This window comes from Caproicibacterium sp. BJN0003 (assembly GCF_026314295.1).
Lineage (GTDB): Bacteria > Bacillota > Clostridia > Oscillospirales > Acutalibacteraceae > Caproicibacterium.
In genome coordinates this window covers 1,031,639-1,050,584 of record NZ_CP111108.1, presented here as the reverse complement: position 1 = coordinate 1,050,584, position 18,946 = coordinate 1,031,639, and the positions used below count along the sequence as shown (strand labels likewise).

Here is an 18,946-nt window from a genome sequence, read left to right as displayed (position 1 = left end):
CCTGAGCCTAAAAAATCGAGGTTGACATGACTAAAGATTTATAAACATTTTCATAAAACTCTGTCGGAATTGAAAAAATTCACTCAATTTTTTAGGTTATGCAATTTCAGGCAAAAAGAAGCGCACCCCAACTTTATGAGGTGCGCCAATAACATGGAGCGAACGACGAGGCTCGAACTCGCTACCTCCACCTTGGCAAGGTGGCGCTCTACCAGATGAGCTACATTCGCAAAAGGCCAAAACTTACGGGTATCAATATACACTTTTCTGAAAAATTTGTCAAGTCTGTTTTTACACGAAATTCATGCACTCTGCGTTGTAATCTTTCAATCCAAATGATATAATAAATAAAAATTGATCGAAATATGGAGGCTCCCGCTTATGGAATATAAAATTGATCTTGGCCCCTGGGGGGGCATTTTTGCTGTCCCCAACGCGGTGGTAGACCGATATTTAAAATTGGCGGGCAGCGTGCAAATAAAAGCACTGCTTTGGGTACTCAGACATTGTCAGGAAGGCTCTTTGGATGAGCATGCACTGGCCGATTTTCTCGGAATCAGTTCTGCCGATGCCAACGATGCACTTCGTTACTGGCAAGAAGTAGGACTGCTCCAAAACACCCAAAATAATCAAGAGAAAAAGGGCACAGAAAGATCTGCAGCTCCTATCAAAGCGCCAGTGACTCCTTCTGAAATTTCCGCTCAAAGAATAAAGCCGACGCCCATGCTTTCTCGTCCGCAACGCCCAGATCCGGAATTTGTGGCAAAAAGGATTGAGGAAAGCCAAGAGATCGCATGCCTGATGCAGGAAGCACAGCAAATTCTGGGGCGCCTGATTTCGCATGGGGATTCGGCAGTCCTTTTGATGCTGCATGACGATTATGGTCTTCCTACCGATGTTCTTCTCATGTTGATTCAATATGCAGTCAGCATTGGAAAGGGAAATTTCCGCTACATAGAAAAAGTTGCGATTAATTGGTCTGACGAAGGAATCACCACACATGAGCAGGCGGAAGAAAAGCTTCATCGCCTTTGTGAAGAGAATCGCGCATGGCGCATAGTGGAACAGGCAATCGGTTTGCAGAAACGCGCACCTTCTGCCCGTGAAAGCAATCTTGCCTCCTGCTGGGTAATGGACTGGAAATTCTCTCCCCAAATGCTGAAACTGGCTTACGACCGCAATGTAGACCGCACTGGAAAATATACGGCCGGATATATGCATAAGATTCTCGAAGGATGGCATCAAAAGGGGATTTCAACTCCGGAACAGTTGGAACAGAAAGATTCTCAAAAATACGCTTCCAAGGCGTCCGAGACAACGCACGATTTAGATGAGTATTTTCAAAATAGTATGAACGAAATCCTGAAAGAGGTGAAATAAGTGGGATACAGCAAAGCAATTTATGATACCGCTGAGAAGAAGATGGAATTGCGGCGCGATCAAGCCGAAAAAAGCTGTGAACGTCTCAAAGCTGCTTTTTTTAAAAAGCAGCCGAAAGCAGAAGAAATTGAGCGAAGTCTAGCCGATACTTCGATTACTGCGGCAAAGGCCGTTCTCAGAGGAGGCGACGTACATAAACATTTGGAAATGCTGAAAAATGCGAATCAAAGTCTGCAAAAAGAATTAAATTTTCTACTTGCCAAAGAGGGGCTCACTGCCGCCGATCTTGAGCCGAAATATTCCTGCAAAAAATGCAGTGATACCGGATATCTAGATGGCCGAATGTGCTCCTGCATGAAACAGCTTCTGAAAGAAGAAGCATATCGGGAGCTCAATGACGAATCACCTCTTCAGCTATCTTCTTTTGAAACATTCAGCCTTCATTATTATCCTTCTGAAAATTTTTCAGGAAAATCCTTCTCTCCGCAGAAATTGATGGAAAAAAATTATCAGCGCTGTAAGCAATACGCCGAAACATTTTCTCCGGATTCCGCCAGTCTTCTTATGACTGGCGGCACAGGATTAGGAAAGACCCACCTTTCTCTTGCCATTGCAAAAGCAGTCATTAACCGAGGTTTTGGCGTAGTTTATGGTTCTGCTTCTACACTTTTTTCCAGAATGGAAAAAGAGCACTTTAGTAATCAGGAAGAAGTCACCCTGCAAAGTCTCTTAAACTGTGACCTTCTGATTCTGGATGACTTAGGGACAGAATTCCGGACCGCTTTTACGGTGGCGGCTCTTTATAATCTAGTGAATTCTCGTCAGCTTTCTAAAAAGCCTATGATTATCAGCACCAATTTATCCTTAAAGGAAATGGCAAACAATTACACAGAGCGCTTTTCTTCCCGCATCGGAAGTTATATTTTACTTCCGTTCTTTGGAAAAGATATTCGCCAGATTAAGCGATTCGAAAAAAATGAGAACTAACAAAAAAGTACGTCCGAATCCAAAAGCAGGATCGGGCGTACTTGATTATTTTAATCTTATTCTTCTTCTCGGATAATCAATCCCAGCAGCCGCGCAAATTCCACTGCCTGGATTGGAGTAACAATCGCTCCGGAAAGTTCTTTTGCCGATACGATCATTCCATCTGTCCGGCAGGAACGAAGATCTATCCCTTTTAAAGGAGTCTTAAAAAAATTGGCCTTTCGCAATCCTGTCTTCTCAAAAATTAATTTTTTCCATTCGCAGGAGGAAAACGACGCTCCCTCATTTTCACAATCTTCAAAATGCACTTCGTGAAACCGTGTGCCGTCAAAATTGGACAGGCAAAAATTATCATTTTGAAAAGCAATATTTTTTAGGGAGCTATTCCATAAAACACTTCCAACAAACTTACAGTTTTCAAAAGTACTGGCTTCAAAAAAAGCATCTTCCATTTGTACATTTGAAAAGTCACAATTTTTAATCTGAGAATTTCGAATATCTGTTTCCAAAAATACATTTTCGGAAAGACAACAATTTTCCATCACAACATTTCTTAGAATTAAACTTTGAGTAATTCCTGAAAATGCTGCATTTTTTAAGACACAATCAGAAATTACACTTTCTTTTTTTCCTGATGTACGAATTAGTTCTACCGCTTTTTCTCCTTCAAAGTGCTCTAAAATTGGTGCCGACAAAAAGCTCTCTCCCTTCTTAAATCAACAGAAAAGAAGCAGGCACAAAAAATGTGTCTGCTTCTTTTCCAGAGTTATTCTTCTCCCCTGTTATCTTCCAGCGTTCCCAGACTCAGTGCTTTTAAATAAGCATTGATAAATCCATCCAGATCTCCGTCCATCACAGCTTCGATATTACCGGTCTCAAACCCCGTACGATGATCTTTTACCATCGTATATGGCATAAAGACATAGGAACGAATTTGGCTTCCCCATGCGATTTCTTTTTGGACACCTTTGATATCTGAAATTTTCTCCAGATTTTGGCGTTCTTTGATTTCAACCAGCTTACTTTTCAGCATTCGCATGGCTACATCACGGTTCTGATACTGACTGCGTTCCACCTGGCAGGCAACAACAATTCCGGTAGGAATATGAGTCAGACGGACAGCTGACGAGGTCTTATTAACCTTCTGGCCACCTGCACCGCTTGCACGGTAAACATCCATTTTGATATCTGCCGGATCGATCTCCACTTCTACGGAATCGTCGATTTCCGGCATTACCTCCAGAGAAGCAAACGATGTATGGCGGCGCCCAGAAGCATCAAACGGAGAAACACGCACAAGACGATGCACTCCATTTTCGCCCTTTAAATAACCATAAGCATTTTCACCCTCTAAAAGGATGCTCGCACTCTTGAGGCCTGCCTCTTCTCCATCCAGATAGTCAAGCAGCTTTATTTTATAATCATGACGTTCTGCCCAGCGATTATACATCCGATAAAGCATCTCCGCCCAATCCTGTGCTTCTGTTCCGCCGGCTCCGGCATGGAATGTAAGAATTGCATTTTTACTGTCATATTCGCCGGTTAAAAGCGTCTTTAAACGCTGGTCTTCCAAATTCTTCTGAATTTTATCCACTTCAGTCTGTGCTTCGGGCAAAAGAGAAAGGTCGCCTTCTTCGTCTCCCAACTCACAAAGAGCCTGTGCATCATCCCATGAAGCACGAAGTTTTTCATAAGATTCCAGCTTGTTTTTTAGTTCGGCGGAACGCTGCAGAATCTTCTGGGATTTCTCCATATCATCCCAAAACTTCGGCTCCGCTGCTTTCATATCCAGTTCTTCGATCTCATTGCGCATGGCTTTAATTCCCAATGCGTCCTGCAGATCTTCAATTTCCGGCAGCAGATTTTGCAGAGCAAGTTTTAATTCCTCAAATTGCAGCATTATTATCCATCCTACTTTCTAAAATTGCAGTCCCCTAAATAGTAACTTAACATAGTTTTTTATTATATCTTGTTTTTAGAAAATTGTAAAGCAAATCCGCTTTTTCCGAATATTTTCTTGCGATTTTTACACAGATTGTAAATAGTCTTAAAACTCTTGTGCAAAAAACTTGCAGTTTTTAGGAAAAACCGATACAATAATTTAAGTTAATTGATTACATTCGTCTGGAGGCAAATAAATGACTGACTTTACCGATATGAAATGTCCGGTCTGCGGAAAGCCCTTTCTAAAAGGGGATGATATTGTCGTATGCCCACAGTGCGGCGCGCCTTATCACCGCAACTGCTATCAGCAGGTAGGACACTGTCTCTATGAAGATCGGCACGGCACTAAAGATGCATGGAAGCCACCTCAAAAAGCAGCGGAAAAAGAAGAAAAGATTTGTCCGCGCTGCGGTCATCCAAACCGCAAAGATGCACTTTTCTGTGAACTCTGCGGAACTTCTCTCTCTAAAAACGAGCAAAATAGCTACCAACAACCCCATCAAAATCCAACCGCTGTAAATCCCGGCAATGGTCAAATGCCCTATGTTGCATTTGATCCCCTAGGCGGAGTTGCCCCTACTGAAAAAATAGACGATATCTCTGCTTCTGATCTGGCAAAAGTGGTTCAGTCTAACACCTCTTATTATATTCCGGTTTTTCGTAACTTTGTAAACAATCATAAAAAGCGTTTTAATTTTTCCGCTTTTTTATTTACCGGAAGCTGGTTTCTTTATCGAAAACAATATAAAAAAGGTTGGACGATTGCAAGCGTCCTTCTAATCCTTCATGCACTTTACCAATATGTCACTTACGTGGTTTCCTATCCGGTGATGCAGTCCCTGATGAACAGTGCAGGTGTCGCATCAGATGCTTATCCTTCTACGAATCAGATGATTGCAATGAGCGGAATGATTTCTGCTCTTTCAACTAGCCAGCAGATTGCACTGGCTCTTCCTGGGATTTTAATGATTGGGATTTTTCTGATCAAATTAGTTTTTGGCTTTAAAGCAAATCAAATGTATAAAGCACACTGTGTCAGTGTTGTAAAAGAAATCGAAACTAGTCATCCGCAAACCGGTACTTCCTCCGAAAAGACAATCCTCTATCAGGAAAAAGGCGGAGTTAACATGGCTCTCGCGCTGGGCATCGTTCTCTGTTATACACTGATTACTTATGTTCCCTATTTCTTTTTCTGATTTTTTGCGCATTCATCCGAATATTCAATCTGAAAGAAGTGTTTTCAAAAATGAAAAAAATCACCAAAGCTGTGATTCCTGCAGCAGGCCTTGGCACTCGTGTGCTGCCTGCCACAAAAAGCATGCCGAAAGAGATGCTCCCCATCGTGGACAAGCCTGCCATTCAATATATCGTTGAAGAAGCGGTACGCTCCGGAATCACCGATATTTTAATTATTACAAACCGTGGAAAAGGACTGATTGAAGATCATTTCGACCGTGTTCCCGAATTGGAAGCGAAGCTGCAAGGCGGCGGCGCTGCAAAAGAAAAGATTTTAAAAGAAGTCGTTGATATTTCACATCTTGCAAATTTTTATTTTGTGCGTCAAAAGGAAACCCGTGGGCTTGGTCATGCTGTTAACCGAGCTCGCTCCTTCGTTGGAAACGATCCTTTTGCCGTCCTCTATGGAGACGATGTCATTATCGGAGAAGATCCCGCCTGCGGTCAGTTGATTCGTGCTTATGAGGAATACGGAAAAGGGGTCCTTGGCGTTAAAAAAGTTTCTCCAGAAGCAATTCATAAATATTCTTCATTAAAAGTGGAACCTCTTCACGATAATCTTTATAATTGCACGGACATGGTTGAGAAACCGACACCTGATAAAGTTTTAAGCCTCTTTTCTATTCTTGGCCGCTGTGTCCTTCCGCCGGAAATTTTCGACATTCTTGACCAAACACCTCCTGGAGTCGGCGGAGAAATCCAACTGACTGATGCCATGCGCACACTGGCACGTTCACAAGGTATGGTGGCCGTTGAATTCACCGGTAAGCGCTATGACATGGGAAATAAGCTTGGGATCCTCCAAGCACAAGTAGAGGTTGCTCTTAACCACCCGGAAGTCGGTAAGGATTTTCGCGAATACTTAAAAGAACTTTCTAAAACGCTTTGAGAAAGCTAAAATTCTTTATTGACAATCTTTTTTCAGATTGATATAATTAATCTGTTGCCCTGTGTGTTGCAGTGGCTTGATCCTTGCCCCGGATCTTCATTTGGGGCCATATGTCCATAAGGAGGTGCAAATCATGGAAGAAGTAAAAAGAGCTTATGAAACCGTATTTATCCTCTCTGCTAAATTAGACGAGGATGCTACGAATGCCATGATCCAGAAATTCAAGGATCTGATCGCGGCGAATGGTACTATCGATGGTGTTGATGAATGGGGTAAGCGCAGATTAGCTTATCCGATCAACAAAGAAAATGAAGGCTACTATGTTCTGGTGAACTTTACGAGTGTTCCGTCTTTTACGGCTGAACTCGATCGTATCTACAAAATCACCGACGGTGTGCTGCGTTCCCTGATCGTGAAAAAAGGAGCCTGAAAATTAGGCGAAAGGGTGATTACGAATGCTTAACGTTGCTGTTTTAATGGGTCGGCTAACGGCTGATCCGGAATTGCGTCATACTTCTAATGACATTGCCGTTACCAGTTTTACTTTGGCTGTCGATCGTTCTTATGTAAAATCCGGTGCTGAGCGTGCAACAGATTTTATTGACATTGTCGCGTGGAGAAATACTGCAGATTTTGTCTGCAAATATTTCCGCAAAGGCCAGTTAGTAGCTGTTCAAGGGGCTATTCAGACACGTTCTTATACAGATCGTGACGGAAATAAACGCAAAGCATTCGAAATTGTAGCGGATAATGTTCATTTTGCAGAAAGCAAACGAGATTTTAATTCTGCAAATGGAAATTACCATCACGAAACTGCTTCTGCTCAGCAGCAGTCCCCCGCCCCCGCCTATTCGAATGGTGACACCGGAGATTTTGAAGAAATCCCCGGAGACGATGATCTGCCGTTTTAAAATCTAAGGACGGTATTCCCTGATTTTTAGTTTAAAGGAGGTTTTCCTAATCATGGCCGATAGAGAAAAAAGTGAAGGCGGCCGCCGATATGGTGGTCGTAAAGGTCGTAGAAAGGTTTGCAGCTTTTGTGTCGATAAAGTAGACTCCATCGATTACAAAGATGTTGCAAAACTTCGCCGCTTTATTTCTGAGCGTGCAAAGATTCTGCCTCGCAGAGCGACTGGAACTTGTGCACGTCATCAGCGTGAATTGACCACCGCAATTAAGCGTGCGCGTCATCTTGCGCTTCTGCCGTTCAGCAGCGACTAATTTTGTTTTATAGCTTTATAGCTTTTAAAAAGCACCAGCTCTTAATTAAGGAGCTGGTGCTTTTCTGTTATTAGATTTCTTTAATTAAGAAAAGACCTTATTCAGGAAAAACTCAATCTCCTGAATAAGGTCTTTTTATTATTTATTCATTAACCATTTGAAGAAGTTGAAGAAGAATTCGTATTGATCAAAATTGTGATTGTTGAATTGGCTGCCATTTTGTCTCCGGCATTCTGATTTTTATAACCATAAGCCTGTCCGATTCCAACATATTCACTATGCCCATTTTCCTGCTGTACAGAAGTAAATCCTCGCGACTTCAATGCGCTCACTGCTTCTTCTGCGGTTAGTCCCGCAAGATCCGGCAACGTTATAAGTGCATTCCCATCACTTACAATCACCGAAATAGCCGTCCCTTTTACCATTTTCTCTCCAGCTGTCGGTGTTTGCGAAATAATATATCCTGCCTCCACCGTATCACTGTATTCATGTTTTGAAACAGCTACCTGATAATCAGCATTCGAGGAAGATTGCTGGTTATCCTCATATTTTTTATTTACAAGATTCGGAACCGTAATTTGTTCCGCCACTGTAGAACTCACTGCAGAAGTTGTCTCTGAGTCAGCAGTTCCTGCTTCAGACGTCTGAGAAACAATCGTCTGCTGCTGACCTTTATTATTGCCAAAAGACATTCGGACAACAGCAACCACCGTTACAATAATCAGCAAAACAGCACATACTAAAATAGCCCATACAAACATAGGAATTTTCTTTTTGTTTTTGTGCCCTGTATTTTTACGAATCTGCGGCGATCGAGAGGGTCGTGATGGTTGAACAGGCTGAGATTTCTGAGAAGTTTCTTCTTTTAAATCATGCCCTTCTTCCGGACTCTTTTCTACTCTTTCCTCTTTTTGAGCAGGAATCGGACTCGGAATCCGCCGCAAACTTTCTGTCTCTTCGATTGTCGCCGTAATGGTAGGAGAAGCTGACAGCTCTGCTCTCATACGCTCAAATGTAGGCGTTCTTTTTTCCGCAGAAACCTGCAGTGCATTTGCCAATGAAGTTACAACATGCGGAGGAATATTTTGAAGGATTGAAGATGGAATTAAAAGTCTAGGATCCTCTTTTCTTGCCAAAGCATTTTTCGGAAAACTACCTGTTAATGCAAAGAAAAGGGACGACGCAAAACCATAGATATCTGTTGATTCTCCGAGCGGTGCTGTTCCTTCACATTGTTCCAATGCAGCGCATCCTGATACCAATGAATCCTGAAGTTCTGTTCCAAAACGCCACACCTGCTCGATACAGAAATCCCCCAAAATCATACTTCCATTTGGCAGAATAAACAGCGTGTCTGGGGAAATACCCAAATGAGAAATTCCAACTGCATGCAAGGTAGAAAGTCCCATTAAAACCGGCATGAAAAGCTGTCTTGCCTCATTCCAGCTTAAAGAACCCCCGCTGCGCTTTACAAAATAGCGCAATGTAATTGCATTCATCCATGGAGCTACTGCATAGACAGTTCCATTTTCCTCAAACACATCTTCAATATGTGCCATTGCAGGCTGGGTATGAAAACGCAGCAAAGCCTGTTGGTTTTCCAAAAAGGTATTTCGATCTTTTTGGAAAACTTCTTTCAGCTCTTCCTGCGGACTGATTTTTAATCCATCAGAATTGCGAACCGCCAAAGTCTGCGGAAAGAACTCCCTAATCTCCACTTTTTCTTTTGTTTTTAAATCGAGACCAATATATAGAATTCCTTCCCCATTTTTACGCATTGCGCGGCCGACCAAATACTGATCTTTCAATATTGTTCGATATGGAAGAGCATCAGGAAGCTGCAACTCAGCTAAAGAAAATCCACAATGCGGGCATTCTTCAGCTTCATCGGTCTCTTCCATGCAGGCCATACACAGCCTGTCATAATCCGCCATTCGTGCGTTCCTCCTTCAGGCATGTCTAAAACATGTCGATATTTAAACCCATATACTACAACTCCAAGATTGCCACTATTTATTCTTCATCACTAACATCGGAACTTTCCCAGTTGTGCCATACGTTTTGAACGTCATGAGGGTTAAGAATAACAATCTGCATCAGCCCTACATTCCTTTATAAAAGTACAAACTCTATATTAGTATATATATCATTATTTGTTAAGGCACTTTTCCATTAACTCGATAATTATAACATAATCAAAGGCAAATTATCAAGTGTTAAACAATGATATACAATTTTTTGTAGTAATTATTGTATTAGATTATGATGTATGTGTTCTCAAGTCAACAAAATTACTTGCTATTTTTCATATCCCCCGATTTCGGGGGAATAGCAGATTGCACATCGTTCACTGTGCTATCCTGCTTATCCCCATCGCTGTTATCCTCATCATTTAATCTCTGTAATTCCAATGCCGTATTAGTGGTATAAGGACTAAGGTCAATGACTGTTTGCTTACTGATAGCGCCCATATCATACTGTGTTTTTAATTCATTTATCATGGACTGTGTATCGACTGGACGATTGTAATTGAATGTAATATCCAGTTCATCAAAATCATCATCAGAGAATGTTTTATTCTGTAAAGCAAGTAATTGTCTAAAGTAAATAAATCTCTGATAAAATCCATCCTTCAATACCTTAGTCATTTTCTTTGCCTTATTATCACTCTGACTAAAAAGCAACTTCAAACTGATTTCAGATACATTAGCAATATTACTTTGTCCTATTACTGCACTTGGCACACAGGCGATTGTATAAAGCTGTTGAATCAGATTATCCAGTTCCAATTTAATGCTGTTGTAATCCAATGTAGCAGTAGCATACTGGAAGTTTCCACCTGCTTCAAAGACAAGCATTTCTCCGCACATATCTTTACTTACACTTGCATCTGTAGTACGTCCTGCACACACCCCGATAGGATTTAAAGATAATGTAGTAATGCTATCGTCCATTTTAGAAAGCAATTTTTCAATTCTATCCATAATAGGAATTAAGTCGTTCATAGGAGAATCGCCAAAGAAATTGTATTCCGTTTTATCAAGTGAAGCATAATGAATCGGAAGTCCTGTTAGGTTTGGTCTTTCAGATTCCATTACATTATTCTTCCAAATCTGCACTTTGTCAGGATAATACACATAATAATGTTCCGTGCCTTCGTCAGCATCTTTCCAATATTCAACGAAAGCAATATAATTTTCTGAATCATCATAAACAGGATAAGCGCTTTCATTTGAAATGATATGACATTTTACCACACCACTGTCAAGATAATCATATTCAAAAGCATTGCCATATTTCGCTAAATCCTGCCCGATCTGATAATCTGCTGTATTGTATTTTCCCTTTTTATAGATTCTATTGAATTCCTTGACAAGGTTTTGCTCTCCTGTAATAGAGATGGGATTTCCCAATATATAACTCGCATGAAAATTAATAATGCTCTTTAATGTCTGTAGCACAATTTTAGCAGTTGTATAAGTTTCTCCCTTGAATTTAAAATCGGGTCTTTGTAAAATCTTATGTAATCTCAAAAAATATTCTTTTATATCTAAAACGTTACCAATTCGTTTTTGATGTTCTATTTCCTGCGGAACATCTTGAAACCAAAATGGTTTTGTAATATCTACCATGCTATCACTCCTTACTTATAATTAATTCCGCACTTCACCCCTTGAATAGCCATACCCATACTCATTACAAGGTCATCATGAGAACCGATAATTGCTCCCATCTTGCCATCATTGGTGAATTCAAACACTTTCATTTCCTGTAATAAATCCTTGCTCTTTATAATCATCTGCTTTGTTTCAAACATTTCTACAAAGTCATTCACAAGCATAGGTTTTGTTTTTGGATTCGTTACCCACCCAACTTTCGGCAACATACATTGACTTCTTGCATCATATTCCAAATAGGAATACATATTTCTGTAATGATATTCATTGTAAAGTTTATCAACAACGGTATGTCCTGCGCTCATTTTCTCAATTACCATATTGGCATTATTATAAAAGACACCTATTTCACGCAAAATTTTAGCATAGGCATATGGTTTAATGTTATTGCTCTTAAATTCCGCACACTGTTCACAATTCGCATTAAGGATTTCAAAAGCACTATAATCTTTTCCGATCCCCTCACTCGTATCTACACCAATATAAAATCTCTGCCCTATTTTGGGTAAATTCCAAATAGTCAATCCATTGTTTAACCATGATTTTAAAGAAACAGGAAAATTCTTAGGAAGTGAATTCTTATTGATTGCCTTAAAATTATTAATTCCTATCAAATTAGTGTGAATTTCTTCGGCATCAAATATATTATTGCCTGTTGAAATAAACGCTTCCAAAGGTTCAGAAGGGAATTCCTGTTTAAATGCTTTTTCAGACGTATTGGCTATTTTCATTCTGCGCCATACAATTTGTTTAAGTGAAGCACCTTTACTCATAAGCATCTTTTCTTCAGACGTGAATTGTTTATCCGTTGGCAAAGAGCCATGTAATTGTATGTATCTATCACAGAATTCCTTATATTCTTCTTTAAACATGATCTTATCGTCAATCCATGAAAAGAAAAAAGGTTTATACATACTTTCTCCGCGCTCTGCCTTACCCCATATCTCTTGAAAGTAATTCATACCATTAGCAGTAGATTCAAGGATAATAATGCCATGCGGTGTTAATGCCTGTTCAATCGCAATTAGCTGTTGTTGAATTGTATCTTTGCAGAAAGCAACTTCTGATATATGCGCAAAGTTAATCGTTGCACCACGGCACACATCTTTATTACCACAAGTAGTACAAATAATACCATATTACAAATTTAAGTATAGTATCGACTAACTCACGAATCATGCAGGTTTCAAGGGAGTTTGCTACGTCTAGTAATTTAATTTGTGCACTTCACATATTATTTGTATTCATTTATATGTAAAATAGCATATGTCTAAAATACCGCATAAATAGTACATTATTTAATATTTAACTTTTAATTTGTTACGTATTCCAATTTATGTTTATGCTCTCCTATAGTTGAAACATTTCGTGAAACATTAATTTCTATAAAGTGTAGGTATATCAATGGTTTCCAGCATTATGTTAAATATTGGGAATATATTGTTTCACGGCTGAAAATCCGCATAAACACTTGATAAAGTGTAGGAAACACCGCATAAAAAGGCAATTCAATTTGATACCTACTTAAAGTTTTACTTTCCCTGTACCTTATCTTCCACCTTGCTTTCCACTATCGTTAATCGTTGGTTCATACCATCGAGAGTTGTACTCATCTTTTCCATGTTGTTGCTCATTGTGGTTAAAACTGCATTTTGTTTATCGAAATAATCCATCAATCTATTTTCACGACTGATCGAATCATCATTGAGTTTATTTGAAAATTTCCAAATGAAATATCCTAAAGCCAAACAACAAACAATAGGAAATCCTAAATTTGTTATTAGCTGGGTTACTGCTTGCGTATCCATTTTATAAATCACTCCTCTATACACTCTACTCATTAGTTATATAAAAAACTAATGGTTAATTTTATCGCATGAATAGTACATTTTTTAATAAATTGTGTTTAATTTGATACGTCTGAATGTTTGATTATCCTTGCCTTACCATATTACAATTTTAAGTATAATATTTTTATAGTATTAAATTATCGCATGAATAGTACATTATTTAATACTTTTTATTCAATTTGCTACGTCTAGTGATTCTGATTCCACCATTTCCTCTTACGTTCCTTATCTCGTTCATGTTGACATTCATCACATCTTACTGTTTGATTATCCTTAGAACCCACAGTAAAAGGTTTATGACAATCAACACAATTAATAACTAAAATGCCACTTTACAATTTACATCATAACTTCCATATGTTCCAGTTGTTGAAGCAAGATGTAATGTAAATGTTGCTCCTGCAATACTGCTATTATTTTTTAATGATATTCCTATTCTTAAAGGATAACCAGAAACTGTAGACATAGTAATATCAGAACTTGTTATTTTATTCAAATTAATTAATGTCCATGCTGGAGTTACTCCTGTAACTTCATTACCAGAACCGTCTTGAAATACTGCATTATAATAATATTTTGAACCATATCCATAGTGTATTGTTTGAACTGTACTTATTGTATTACCATTATTTGCTTTAACAACACAAGAACCACTAACTGCTTGTGTTACAGTAATTGACTTTGTAGCGGTTACATTCTGCTGTATCCATGTGGCAGTAAAGGTGACATTTCCTGCTTTAAGGAATGTGGCCTTGCCTGTACTGTCAATCGTTGCAATAGATGTATCAGAGGAAATCCATGTAATAGTAGCTGTAGAATCTGTTGTTCCATTCTTTTGTGCTGTCGCTGTCAATGTAGGTGTATCTGCTGTTGTGTAGGAATCATTGGCAGTAATAGAAAGTGAATAAGAATCAGGTTCAGTAATTGTAATCGCTTTTGTTCCGCTTACATTCTGACTTGTCCATGTTGCTGTTATAGTCACATTACCATCAGCAAGGAATTTAACAAGTCCAGTATTATCAACTGTTGCCAAAGATGTATCAGAAGAAGTCCAGATAAAGGAAATATTATTGACTATGGTATCATCCTGTTTTGCAACTGCCGTTAATTGTGCGGATTCTCCCCTGTGATATGAATCATTTGCAGTAATAGTAACCGTATATGTATGAGATGTTGTTGCCCAAACTTCACAATACAAATGAATTACATTATCCTTTGAAATGATATTGTCTATCTTCCAGTGTCTGCCGACTGCATCAAATTCATTATCAATACTTAATGATTTTATAGTTGAATTCGGTTCTGCTATAATGTGGATATTGCCGCTAATAAGTGACATTACATTATTTTTTTGTGTCAGCCCATCTGCAATATCATAAGCATAGACAGGCATATTAATTTCCTTTGAATTAATTATTGTATGAATTACTGCATTTGTTTTTAGTAAATCCGATTTGTAATATATTCCGTTTTCGGCTGTTTCTTTATTAATTGCAAGATAAATTTTATTACTATAAGACAGTAGTTGTCCTGCATGAATATCTGATAGTACCGGATAAAAAATTGTAACACGGTCTTGAAAAGAATTTGTATCTTTATTCTTGCGAAATATTACATTATATGGCGTGTTATTTTGATAGTCGTTTATAGATTTTCCTTCCCTATTAAGCGTGTCCATAAAAGCAGTAAAAAGTGTATCATACATTTATATCACCTCTTTTAATCATGGAACAAGAAATGAATATTGGATTCTTCTTCTGCTGTATCATCCGGAATAGAAAGTATTTTCGCTTGAATATCATTCAATCTCTCTTGAAGGTATTTATACGCTTCACTTGTGGTACTGAATTCAGTGACTACAGAGCGGAATAAATCAATATTGTTAGCAAGGGAATCCAATATATCGTATACGGTCTGATATAGTTGTTTCTTCATTGTTGCTTTATCAAAAAACGCATTTGAATAAAGTCCGTTTTCTTCCAGATACATAGAATAAGTATCATCCGAATAATAATCCTTGTTATTGAGTTCTATTTTTAAACGATCTAATACTGTTATTGTGCTTGCCATTCTATCAGTCCTTTCTATAGGTGTTTTTATAAGTAATTTATTTATAAATTAATGCTATTTTCAGTTTTTATAGGCAGGTAGAGTAATTATACCCTAAGAAGTTTGAGCGAGAATCATTTGTATTTTATAATAAAATTGATATATAGTTATTGGGTGCAAATTTTTGTAACTACCCTGCTTGAAATTTCAAGGTGGATCAAATTTCGTCCCCCCCCTATATAAAACATAGGTGTGATATATTTAACGCAGTTTTAATTGAAACCTTGTCAGAGTTTATATAGCGACATGATGTTATCGCTTTATACAAACGTCATAGAGCGTTGTTTGTAGTTAAGTAGTATAAAAAATTTCATAGGTAAAATAAAAGTGTCTGTAATAAGCCGTATAGTTCCAATGGCACCAACCTAACACAAATGGGCATATGTTTTACCAAATGCAGAATAATCTTTTTACAACATTAATAATAATATTTGTGAAATTTTTTTGGTAGAAAAAAAGTGTATTAGCTATAGGTCTGTTTTTGGAAAAGGGGGCTGTTATATTTGTTTAATATGTACAATAACATGTCAATTATACTGTACAATATTACTAATACCCTCCCCTAACTATAATGTGATACAATACTATTGCTTTATTACCGTCTACATTATTATGTATAAATAGTGTATATTACAATTTCTATTACCTGATAAAACAAATATTTTATCTTGTCATTATGTACAATATCTTACCGGATTCAATGTAAAATCACCTATTCATTACAAGATATTGTATATGTCAAATTGAATGTATCATATTGTACAATCTAATTCGTTTTTATTAACTCTTATTTGTTTGTAATATACAATTCAACTAGTACAAAAGAATCGTTTTGTATAATTCAATACTGCTAACCATTGATTATCGGGTAGTATACTACCATTATATAGACAATGTATAATAAATGAATTTAATATGTATAAATGTATAGTTGCATTGATTCGTTGATGCAACTATTTTTTTATGCCTTGGAATAGTTTTGTCTGATTACAGATATGATTGATTCATTCTCACTTTGAAATCAAGAACATAGAAAATTTTGCTGCTCAAAATCAATAATTATTATCATTTTAGTTTACACTGTCTTGACACCTATATATACTATTCATATCCACATCATATAAACTATACTAATTTAGTATACATTGCAATAAAAAAAGAATACTATCTGTACACTTCTCTTACTGCAAGTAATACAAATAGTATTCTAATTCAAGGTATTTTAATTAATGTTTCACAGAATGTTTCACAAGATTACATTATCTTGTCTTTACGTTCTCATAAAACGATACATTCTTAATAGTTAAACTTACACTACCATACAATAAAACACGCTCTAACAAGCTCACAAACGATTACAGATTCATTAACGGACTGGTCTTAATAGATTCACCTACAATTTGACTATCTCTTAATCCTTCAAGATAGCGTTGAGTTATTTTGATATTCTCATGCCCCATCAATCTACTAAGGGAATACACATCTATGCCATTCCTCAATTGTGCCTGTGCAAACCAATGTCGGCAAGTATGTGGACTGCATCTTATAGTATCCGATACCTTTGCTTTATTCCCTGCAATTTTTACAATACGTTCAACGGCTTCAACTGTCAATGGTCTGCCTGTCCTTGATAAAAAGTAGTTATTATATTTTACATTTTTGAATTCAAAGTAATATTTCTTAGTACGCTCATATTTCATAAGGATTTTAGACAGATAAGGTGATTTACCGACTTGTCTTTCTTTTTTGCCTTTGCCATAAATTGTAATGTAATGGTCGGTTGTAAAATGAAGTTGGACACTTGAACAGAAAAATCCACAGTGATTTTCCTACATGGTAGAATGGAGTTATCACACACTCAAACTGCCAGAGGAGGACAATCACTATGGACTGCCCAGATTATATCACAGTGGAGCCAGAACGCAAGCCGGGACAGCATTTACAGCGAGAAGATAGAGGCGCAATTGAGCGGCTGCGCCGCCTTGGCTACTCAAATCGTGCAATCGCCAGAGAGCTTAACTGCTCACCAAGCACTGTAGGAAACGAGCTGCGTCGGGGCACACCGCCCCGCAAGAGCAACAAAGGCCGAGTGCCGGGCTATTCCGCAAAGCGAGGACAGGCGGTGTACAGGTCAAACAGGAGCCGGTGCCATAAGCCCCATAAGGTGGATAGCTGCACTGCTTTCATCGACTGGGTCGTGCAGCGGGTCAGAGAGCATCGCTGGTCTTTGGATGCCTGCGTGGGTTATGCAAGGCTTCACATGTTATTCAAGGAAAATGAGATGATGAGCACTAAGACTCTCTACAACGAACTGTGGGCTGGAGGCTTGTCATTATCTCTGTTTGAGGTGCCGGATGCCCTGAAACGCCGTAACACCAGAGGAAAGAGCCGAATCAACAAGCGTCCCAAGGGTCGTAGTATTGAGGAACGTCCCGATGAGGTCACTGCCCGTACTGTGCCGGGTCACTGGGAAGCCGATACTGTCGTTGGCCTACGAAACGGCAAAGAAGCGGTTGTATTTACTCTCGTTGAAAGAGTGACTGACAACTACATTGCCATGCAGATTGCCGGAAAGACCAGCGAGGATGTACAAGCCGCTATGCAGGCGCTTCACGCCGAGTTTGGCGACCATTTCAGCAGTGTTTTCAAAACCATCACTGCCGATAACGGCTCAGAGTTTGAGAACTTCGCTCAGACTGAACAGTGGGGCACAATGGTTTACTTTACACATCCGTATTCGTCATGGGAGCGCCCTGTAAACGAGCGCCACAATGGCCTGCTGCGGGACTTCATTCCCAAGGGAACCTCCATTGAAAAGTTCTCCCCGGCGCAGGTCCTGACCTTTGCTGACGAGCTAAATGGGCGCCCACGCAGGCGGCTTGGATACCAGACACCGGAGGAGCTTTTTGATGCTTTCTTGGACGGCGTCTACGCTGCATGAACCCTCGCTACCATTCTACCGGGGGTGTCCAACTTGCACTTGCAATTTACGATTGTAATGTAATTGTCTTTTATAGCATCAGTCGGCAAACAACATAATTCAAAGCATCTGATTCCAGTATCAAAAAGCATAGCCATAATTGCTTTGTTTCTCATATTCATATACTCTGTTTCAGGATATACATTCAACATATGCTTTACTTCTGTATCACTAAATGTCTTGATAATGGTTTTTTGTTCACGCATCCAACTCACTTTTAGCACTGGATTATCAAACACATAATTTTCCTCAATAAGATATTTCCAGAAAGCACGAAATACCTTTATGAGTCCATTGAGATATGATTCTTTTCGCTTGCGCTTGACCTGATAGGCAAAGAACGCTTTCAAGTGATATTCCTTGACTTGTTCAATGTCTGTCAATTGATGAACCTGTTTCAGATAATTTACAAAGAATTCCAAACCGTTTCTGTAGCCCTTTACGGTTTTCTTTGTGTACTGCCTTATTTGGCACTCGAATAGGAATTCCTTTACGCTGTCATCTAAGAGCATAAAAATAGCCCTCCTAATATGCTGATACACATACTAAGAGGGTTTATATCGCCATACAAACCGAATATAGGATACTCAAAGAGTCATTATTGTATATGGCATTATCGGCTGTTTGATTCCATCATTCAACTTGATAATGATTCTTAATAACTCTTGAAAGT

18 protein-coding genes and 1 tRNA gene are annotated in these 18,946 nt (G+C 38.7%); 8 read left to right on the top strand and 11 right to left on the bottom strand.

From position 1 onward, the window contains the following. Window positions 1-154 precede the first annotated feature (154 nt). Window positions 155-230: transfer RNA gene (locus tag OP489_RS05250), tRNA-Gly, on the bottom strand. A gap of 151 nt (window positions 231-381) precedes the next feature. On the opposite strand from OP489_RS05250, the gene OP489_RS05245 reads away from it, so the two are divergent. Beyond that, window positions 382-1,380, top strand: coding sequence for a DnaD domain protein (locus OP489_RS05245; protein ID WP_266163280.1), 999 nt, complete (start codon window positions 382-384; stop codon window positions 1,378-1,380). Next, window positions 1,381-2,367, top strand: coding sequence for an ATP-binding protein (locus OP489_RS05240; RefSeq protein WP_266163279.1), 987 nt, complete (start codon window positions 1,381-1,383; stop codon window positions 2,365-2,367). A gap of 56 nt (window positions 2,368-2,423) precedes the next feature. On the opposite strand, the gene OP489_RS05235 is transcribed toward OP489_RS05240, so the two are convergent. Both OP489_RS05235 and prfB read right to left on the bottom strand, forming a co-directional pair. Continuing rightward, window positions 2,424-3,062, bottom strand: coding sequence for a pentapeptide repeat-containing protein (locus OP489_RS05235; protein WP_266163278.1), 639 nt, complete (start codon window positions 3,060-3,062; stop codon window positions 2,424-2,426). A 71-nt stretch (window positions 3,063-3,133) separates the two neighbouring features. After that, window positions 3,134-4,267 (bottom strand): peptide chain release factor 2, encoded by a 1,134-nt coding sequence (gene prfB, locus OP489_RS05230; protein ID WP_266163277.1) that lies wholly within the window; start codon window positions 4,265-4,267, stop codon window positions 3,134-3,136. A gap of 238 nt (window positions 4,268-4,505) precedes the next feature. On the opposite strand from prfB, the gene OP489_RS05225 reads away from it, so the two are divergent. The 5 genes from OP489_RS05225 to rpsR all read left to right on the top strand — a co-directional run bounded on the left by OP489_RS05225 (window position 4,506) and on the right by rpsR (window position 7,657). Then, a complete protein-coding gene (locus OP489_RS05225; protein ID WP_266163276.1) occupies window positions 4,506-5,507 on the top strand; it encodes an RING finger protein in 1,002 nt (333 codons plus the stop codon). A 50-nt stretch (window positions 5,508-5,557) separates the two neighbouring features. Then, a complete protein-coding gene (gene galU / locus OP489_RS05220; protein WP_266163275.1) occupies window positions 5,558-6,436 on the top strand; it encodes a UTP--glucose-1-phosphate uridylyltransferase GalU in 879 nt (292 codons plus the stop codon). A gap of 133 nt (window positions 6,437-6,569) precedes the next feature. Continuing rightward, entirely contained in the window at window positions 6,570-6,866 is a 297-nt protein-coding gene (gene rpsF / locus OP489_RS05215; protein WP_266163274.1) for a 30S ribosomal protein S6, read from the top strand. Window positions 6,867-6,891: 25 nt separating this feature from the next. Next, window positions 6,892-7,347 carry a single-stranded DNA-binding protein gene (locus OP489_RS05210; protein ID WP_266163273.1) on the top strand — a complete coding sequence of 152 codons (456 nt, stop codon included), beginning with the start codon at window positions 6,892-6,894 and terminating at the stop codon, window positions 7,345-7,347. Window positions 7,348-7,399: 52 nt separating this feature from the next. Further along, window positions 7,400-7,657 (top strand): 30S ribosomal protein S18, encoded by a 258-nt coding sequence (gene rpsR / locus OP489_RS05205; protein WP_266163272.1) that lies wholly within the window; start codon window positions 7,400-7,402, stop codon window positions 7,655-7,657. A gap of 149 nt (window positions 7,658-7,806) precedes the next feature. Here rpsR and OP489_RS05200 read toward each other — a convergent pair whose 3' ends face one another. The 7 genes from OP489_RS05200 to OP489_RS05170 all read right to left on the bottom strand — a co-directional run bounded on the left by OP489_RS05200 (window position 7,807) and on the right by OP489_RS05170 (window position 17,062). Further along, window positions 7,807-9,591: a PASTA domain-containing protein gene (locus OP489_RS05200; protein ID WP_266163271.1), complete on the bottom strand. Its 1,785-nt coding sequence runs from the start codon at window positions 9,589-9,591 to the stop codon at window positions 7,807-7,809. A gap of 357 nt (window positions 9,592-9,948) precedes the next feature. Then, window positions 9,949-11,289: a phage portal protein gene (locus OP489_RS05195; protein WP_266163270.1), complete on the bottom strand. Its 1,341-nt coding sequence runs from the start codon at window positions 11,287-11,289 to the stop codon at window positions 9,949-9,951. A gap of 11 nt (window positions 11,290-11,300) precedes the next feature. Then, window positions 11,301-12,437: a hypothetical protein gene (locus OP489_RS05190; protein ID WP_266163269.1), complete on the bottom strand. Its 1,137-nt coding sequence runs from the start codon at window positions 12,435-12,437 to the stop codon at window positions 11,301-11,303. Between the two features lie 429 nt (window positions 12,438-12,866). Further along, a complete protein-coding gene (locus OP489_RS05185) occupies window positions 12,867-13,142 on the bottom strand; it encodes a hypothetical protein (protein ID WP_266163268.1) in 276 nt (91 codons plus the stop codon). A 361-nt stretch (window positions 13,143-13,503) separates the two neighbouring features. Beyond that, the gene (locus tag OP489_RS05180; RefSeq protein WP_266163267.1) at window positions 13,504-14,889 is read right to left on the bottom strand and encodes an Ig-like domain-containing protein; all 1,386 of its coding nucleotides are present in this window, start codon (window positions 14,887-14,889) and stop codon (window positions 13,504-13,506) included. 14 nt (window positions 14,890-14,903) lie between these two features. Beyond that, window positions 14,904-15,254: a hypothetical protein gene (locus OP489_RS05175; RefSeq protein WP_266163266.1), complete on the bottom strand. Its 351-nt coding sequence runs from the start codon at window positions 15,252-15,254 to the stop codon at window positions 14,904-14,906. 1,394 nt (window positions 15,255-16,648) lie between these two features. Beyond that, window positions 16,649-17,062: a tyrosine-type recombinase/integrase gene (locus tag OP489_RS05170; RefSeq protein ID WP_266163478.1), complete on the bottom strand. Its 414-nt coding sequence runs from the start codon at window positions 17,060-17,062 to the stop codon at window positions 16,649-16,651. 116 nt (window positions 17,063-17,178) lie between these two features. Here OP489_RS05170 and OP489_RS05165 point away from each other — a divergent pair, with 116 nt between their 5' ends. Continuing rightward, on the top strand, window positions 17,179-18,234 hold the full coding sequence (locus tag OP489_RS05165) for an IS30 family transposase (RefSeq protein WP_266161768.1): 1,056 nt from the start codon (window positions 17,179-17,181) through the stop codon (window positions 18,232-18,234). Here OP489_RS05165 and OP489_RS05160 read toward each other — a convergent pair. After that, a complete protein-coding gene (locus OP489_RS05160) occupies window positions 18,222-18,785 on the bottom strand; it encodes a tyrosine-type recombinase/integrase (RefSeq protein ID WP_266163265.1) in 564 nt (187 codons plus the stop codon). The genes OP489_RS05165 and OP489_RS05160 overlap by 13 nt on opposite strands. Between the last annotated feature and the right edge of the window lie 161 nt (window positions 18,786-18,946).

Excerpts from the sequence above, each read along its gene's own strand:
- OP489_RS05245 (WP_266163280.1), top strand. The coding sequence starts at position 382 with ATGGAATATAAAATTGATCTTGGCCCCTGGGGGGGCATTTTTGCTGTC.
- prfB (WP_266163277.1), bottom strand. The coding sequence starts at position 4,267 with ATGCTGCAATTTGAGGAATTAAAACTTGCTCTGCAAAATCTGCTGCCG.
- OP489_RS05225 (WP_266163276.1), top strand. The coding sequence starts at position 4,506 with ATGACTGACTTTACCGATATGAAATGTCCGGTCTGCGGAAAGCCCTTT.
- galU (WP_266163275.1), top strand. The coding sequence starts at position 5,558 with ATGAAAAAAATCACCAAAGCTGTGATTCCTGCAGCAGGCCTTGGCACT.
- rpsF (WP_266163274.1), top strand. The coding sequence starts at position 6,570 with ATGGAAGAAGTAAAAAGAGCTTATGAAACCGTATTTATCCTCTCTGCT.
- OP489_RS05210 (WP_266163273.1), top strand. The coding sequence starts at position 6,892 with ATGCTTAACGTTGCTGTTTTAATGGGTCGGCTAACGGCTGATCCGGAA.
- rpsR (WP_266163272.1), top strand. The coding sequence starts at position 7,400 with ATGGCCGATAGAGAAAAAAGTGAAGGCGGCCGCCGATATGGTGGTCGT.
- OP489_RS05200 (WP_266163271.1), bottom strand. The coding sequence starts at position 9,591 with ATGGCGGATTATGACAGGCTGTGTATGGCCTGCATGGAAGAGACCGAT.
- OP489_RS05195 (WP_266163270.1), bottom strand. The coding sequence starts at position 11,289 with ATGGTAGATATTACAAAACCATTTTGGTTTCAAGATGTTCCGCAGGAA.
- OP489_RS05185 (WP_266163268.1), bottom strand. The coding sequence starts at position 13,142 with ATGGATACGCAAGCAGTAACCCAGCTAATAACAAATTTAGGATTTCCT.
- OP489_RS05180 (WP_266163267.1), bottom strand. The coding sequence starts at position 14,889 with ATGTATGATACACTTTTTACTGCTTTTATGGACACGCTTAATAGGGAA.
- OP489_RS05175 (WP_266163266.1), bottom strand. The coding sequence starts at position 15,254 with ATGGCAAGCACAATAACAGTATTAGATCGTTTAAAAATAGAACTCAAT.
- OP489_RS05165 (WP_266161768.1), top strand. The coding sequence starts at position 17,179 with ATGGACTGCCCAGATTATATCACAGTGGAGCCAGAACGCAAGCCGGGA.
- OP489_RS05160 (WP_266163265.1), bottom strand. The coding sequence starts at position 18,785 with ATGCTCTTAGATGACAGCGTAAAGGAATTCCTATTCGAGTGCCAAATA.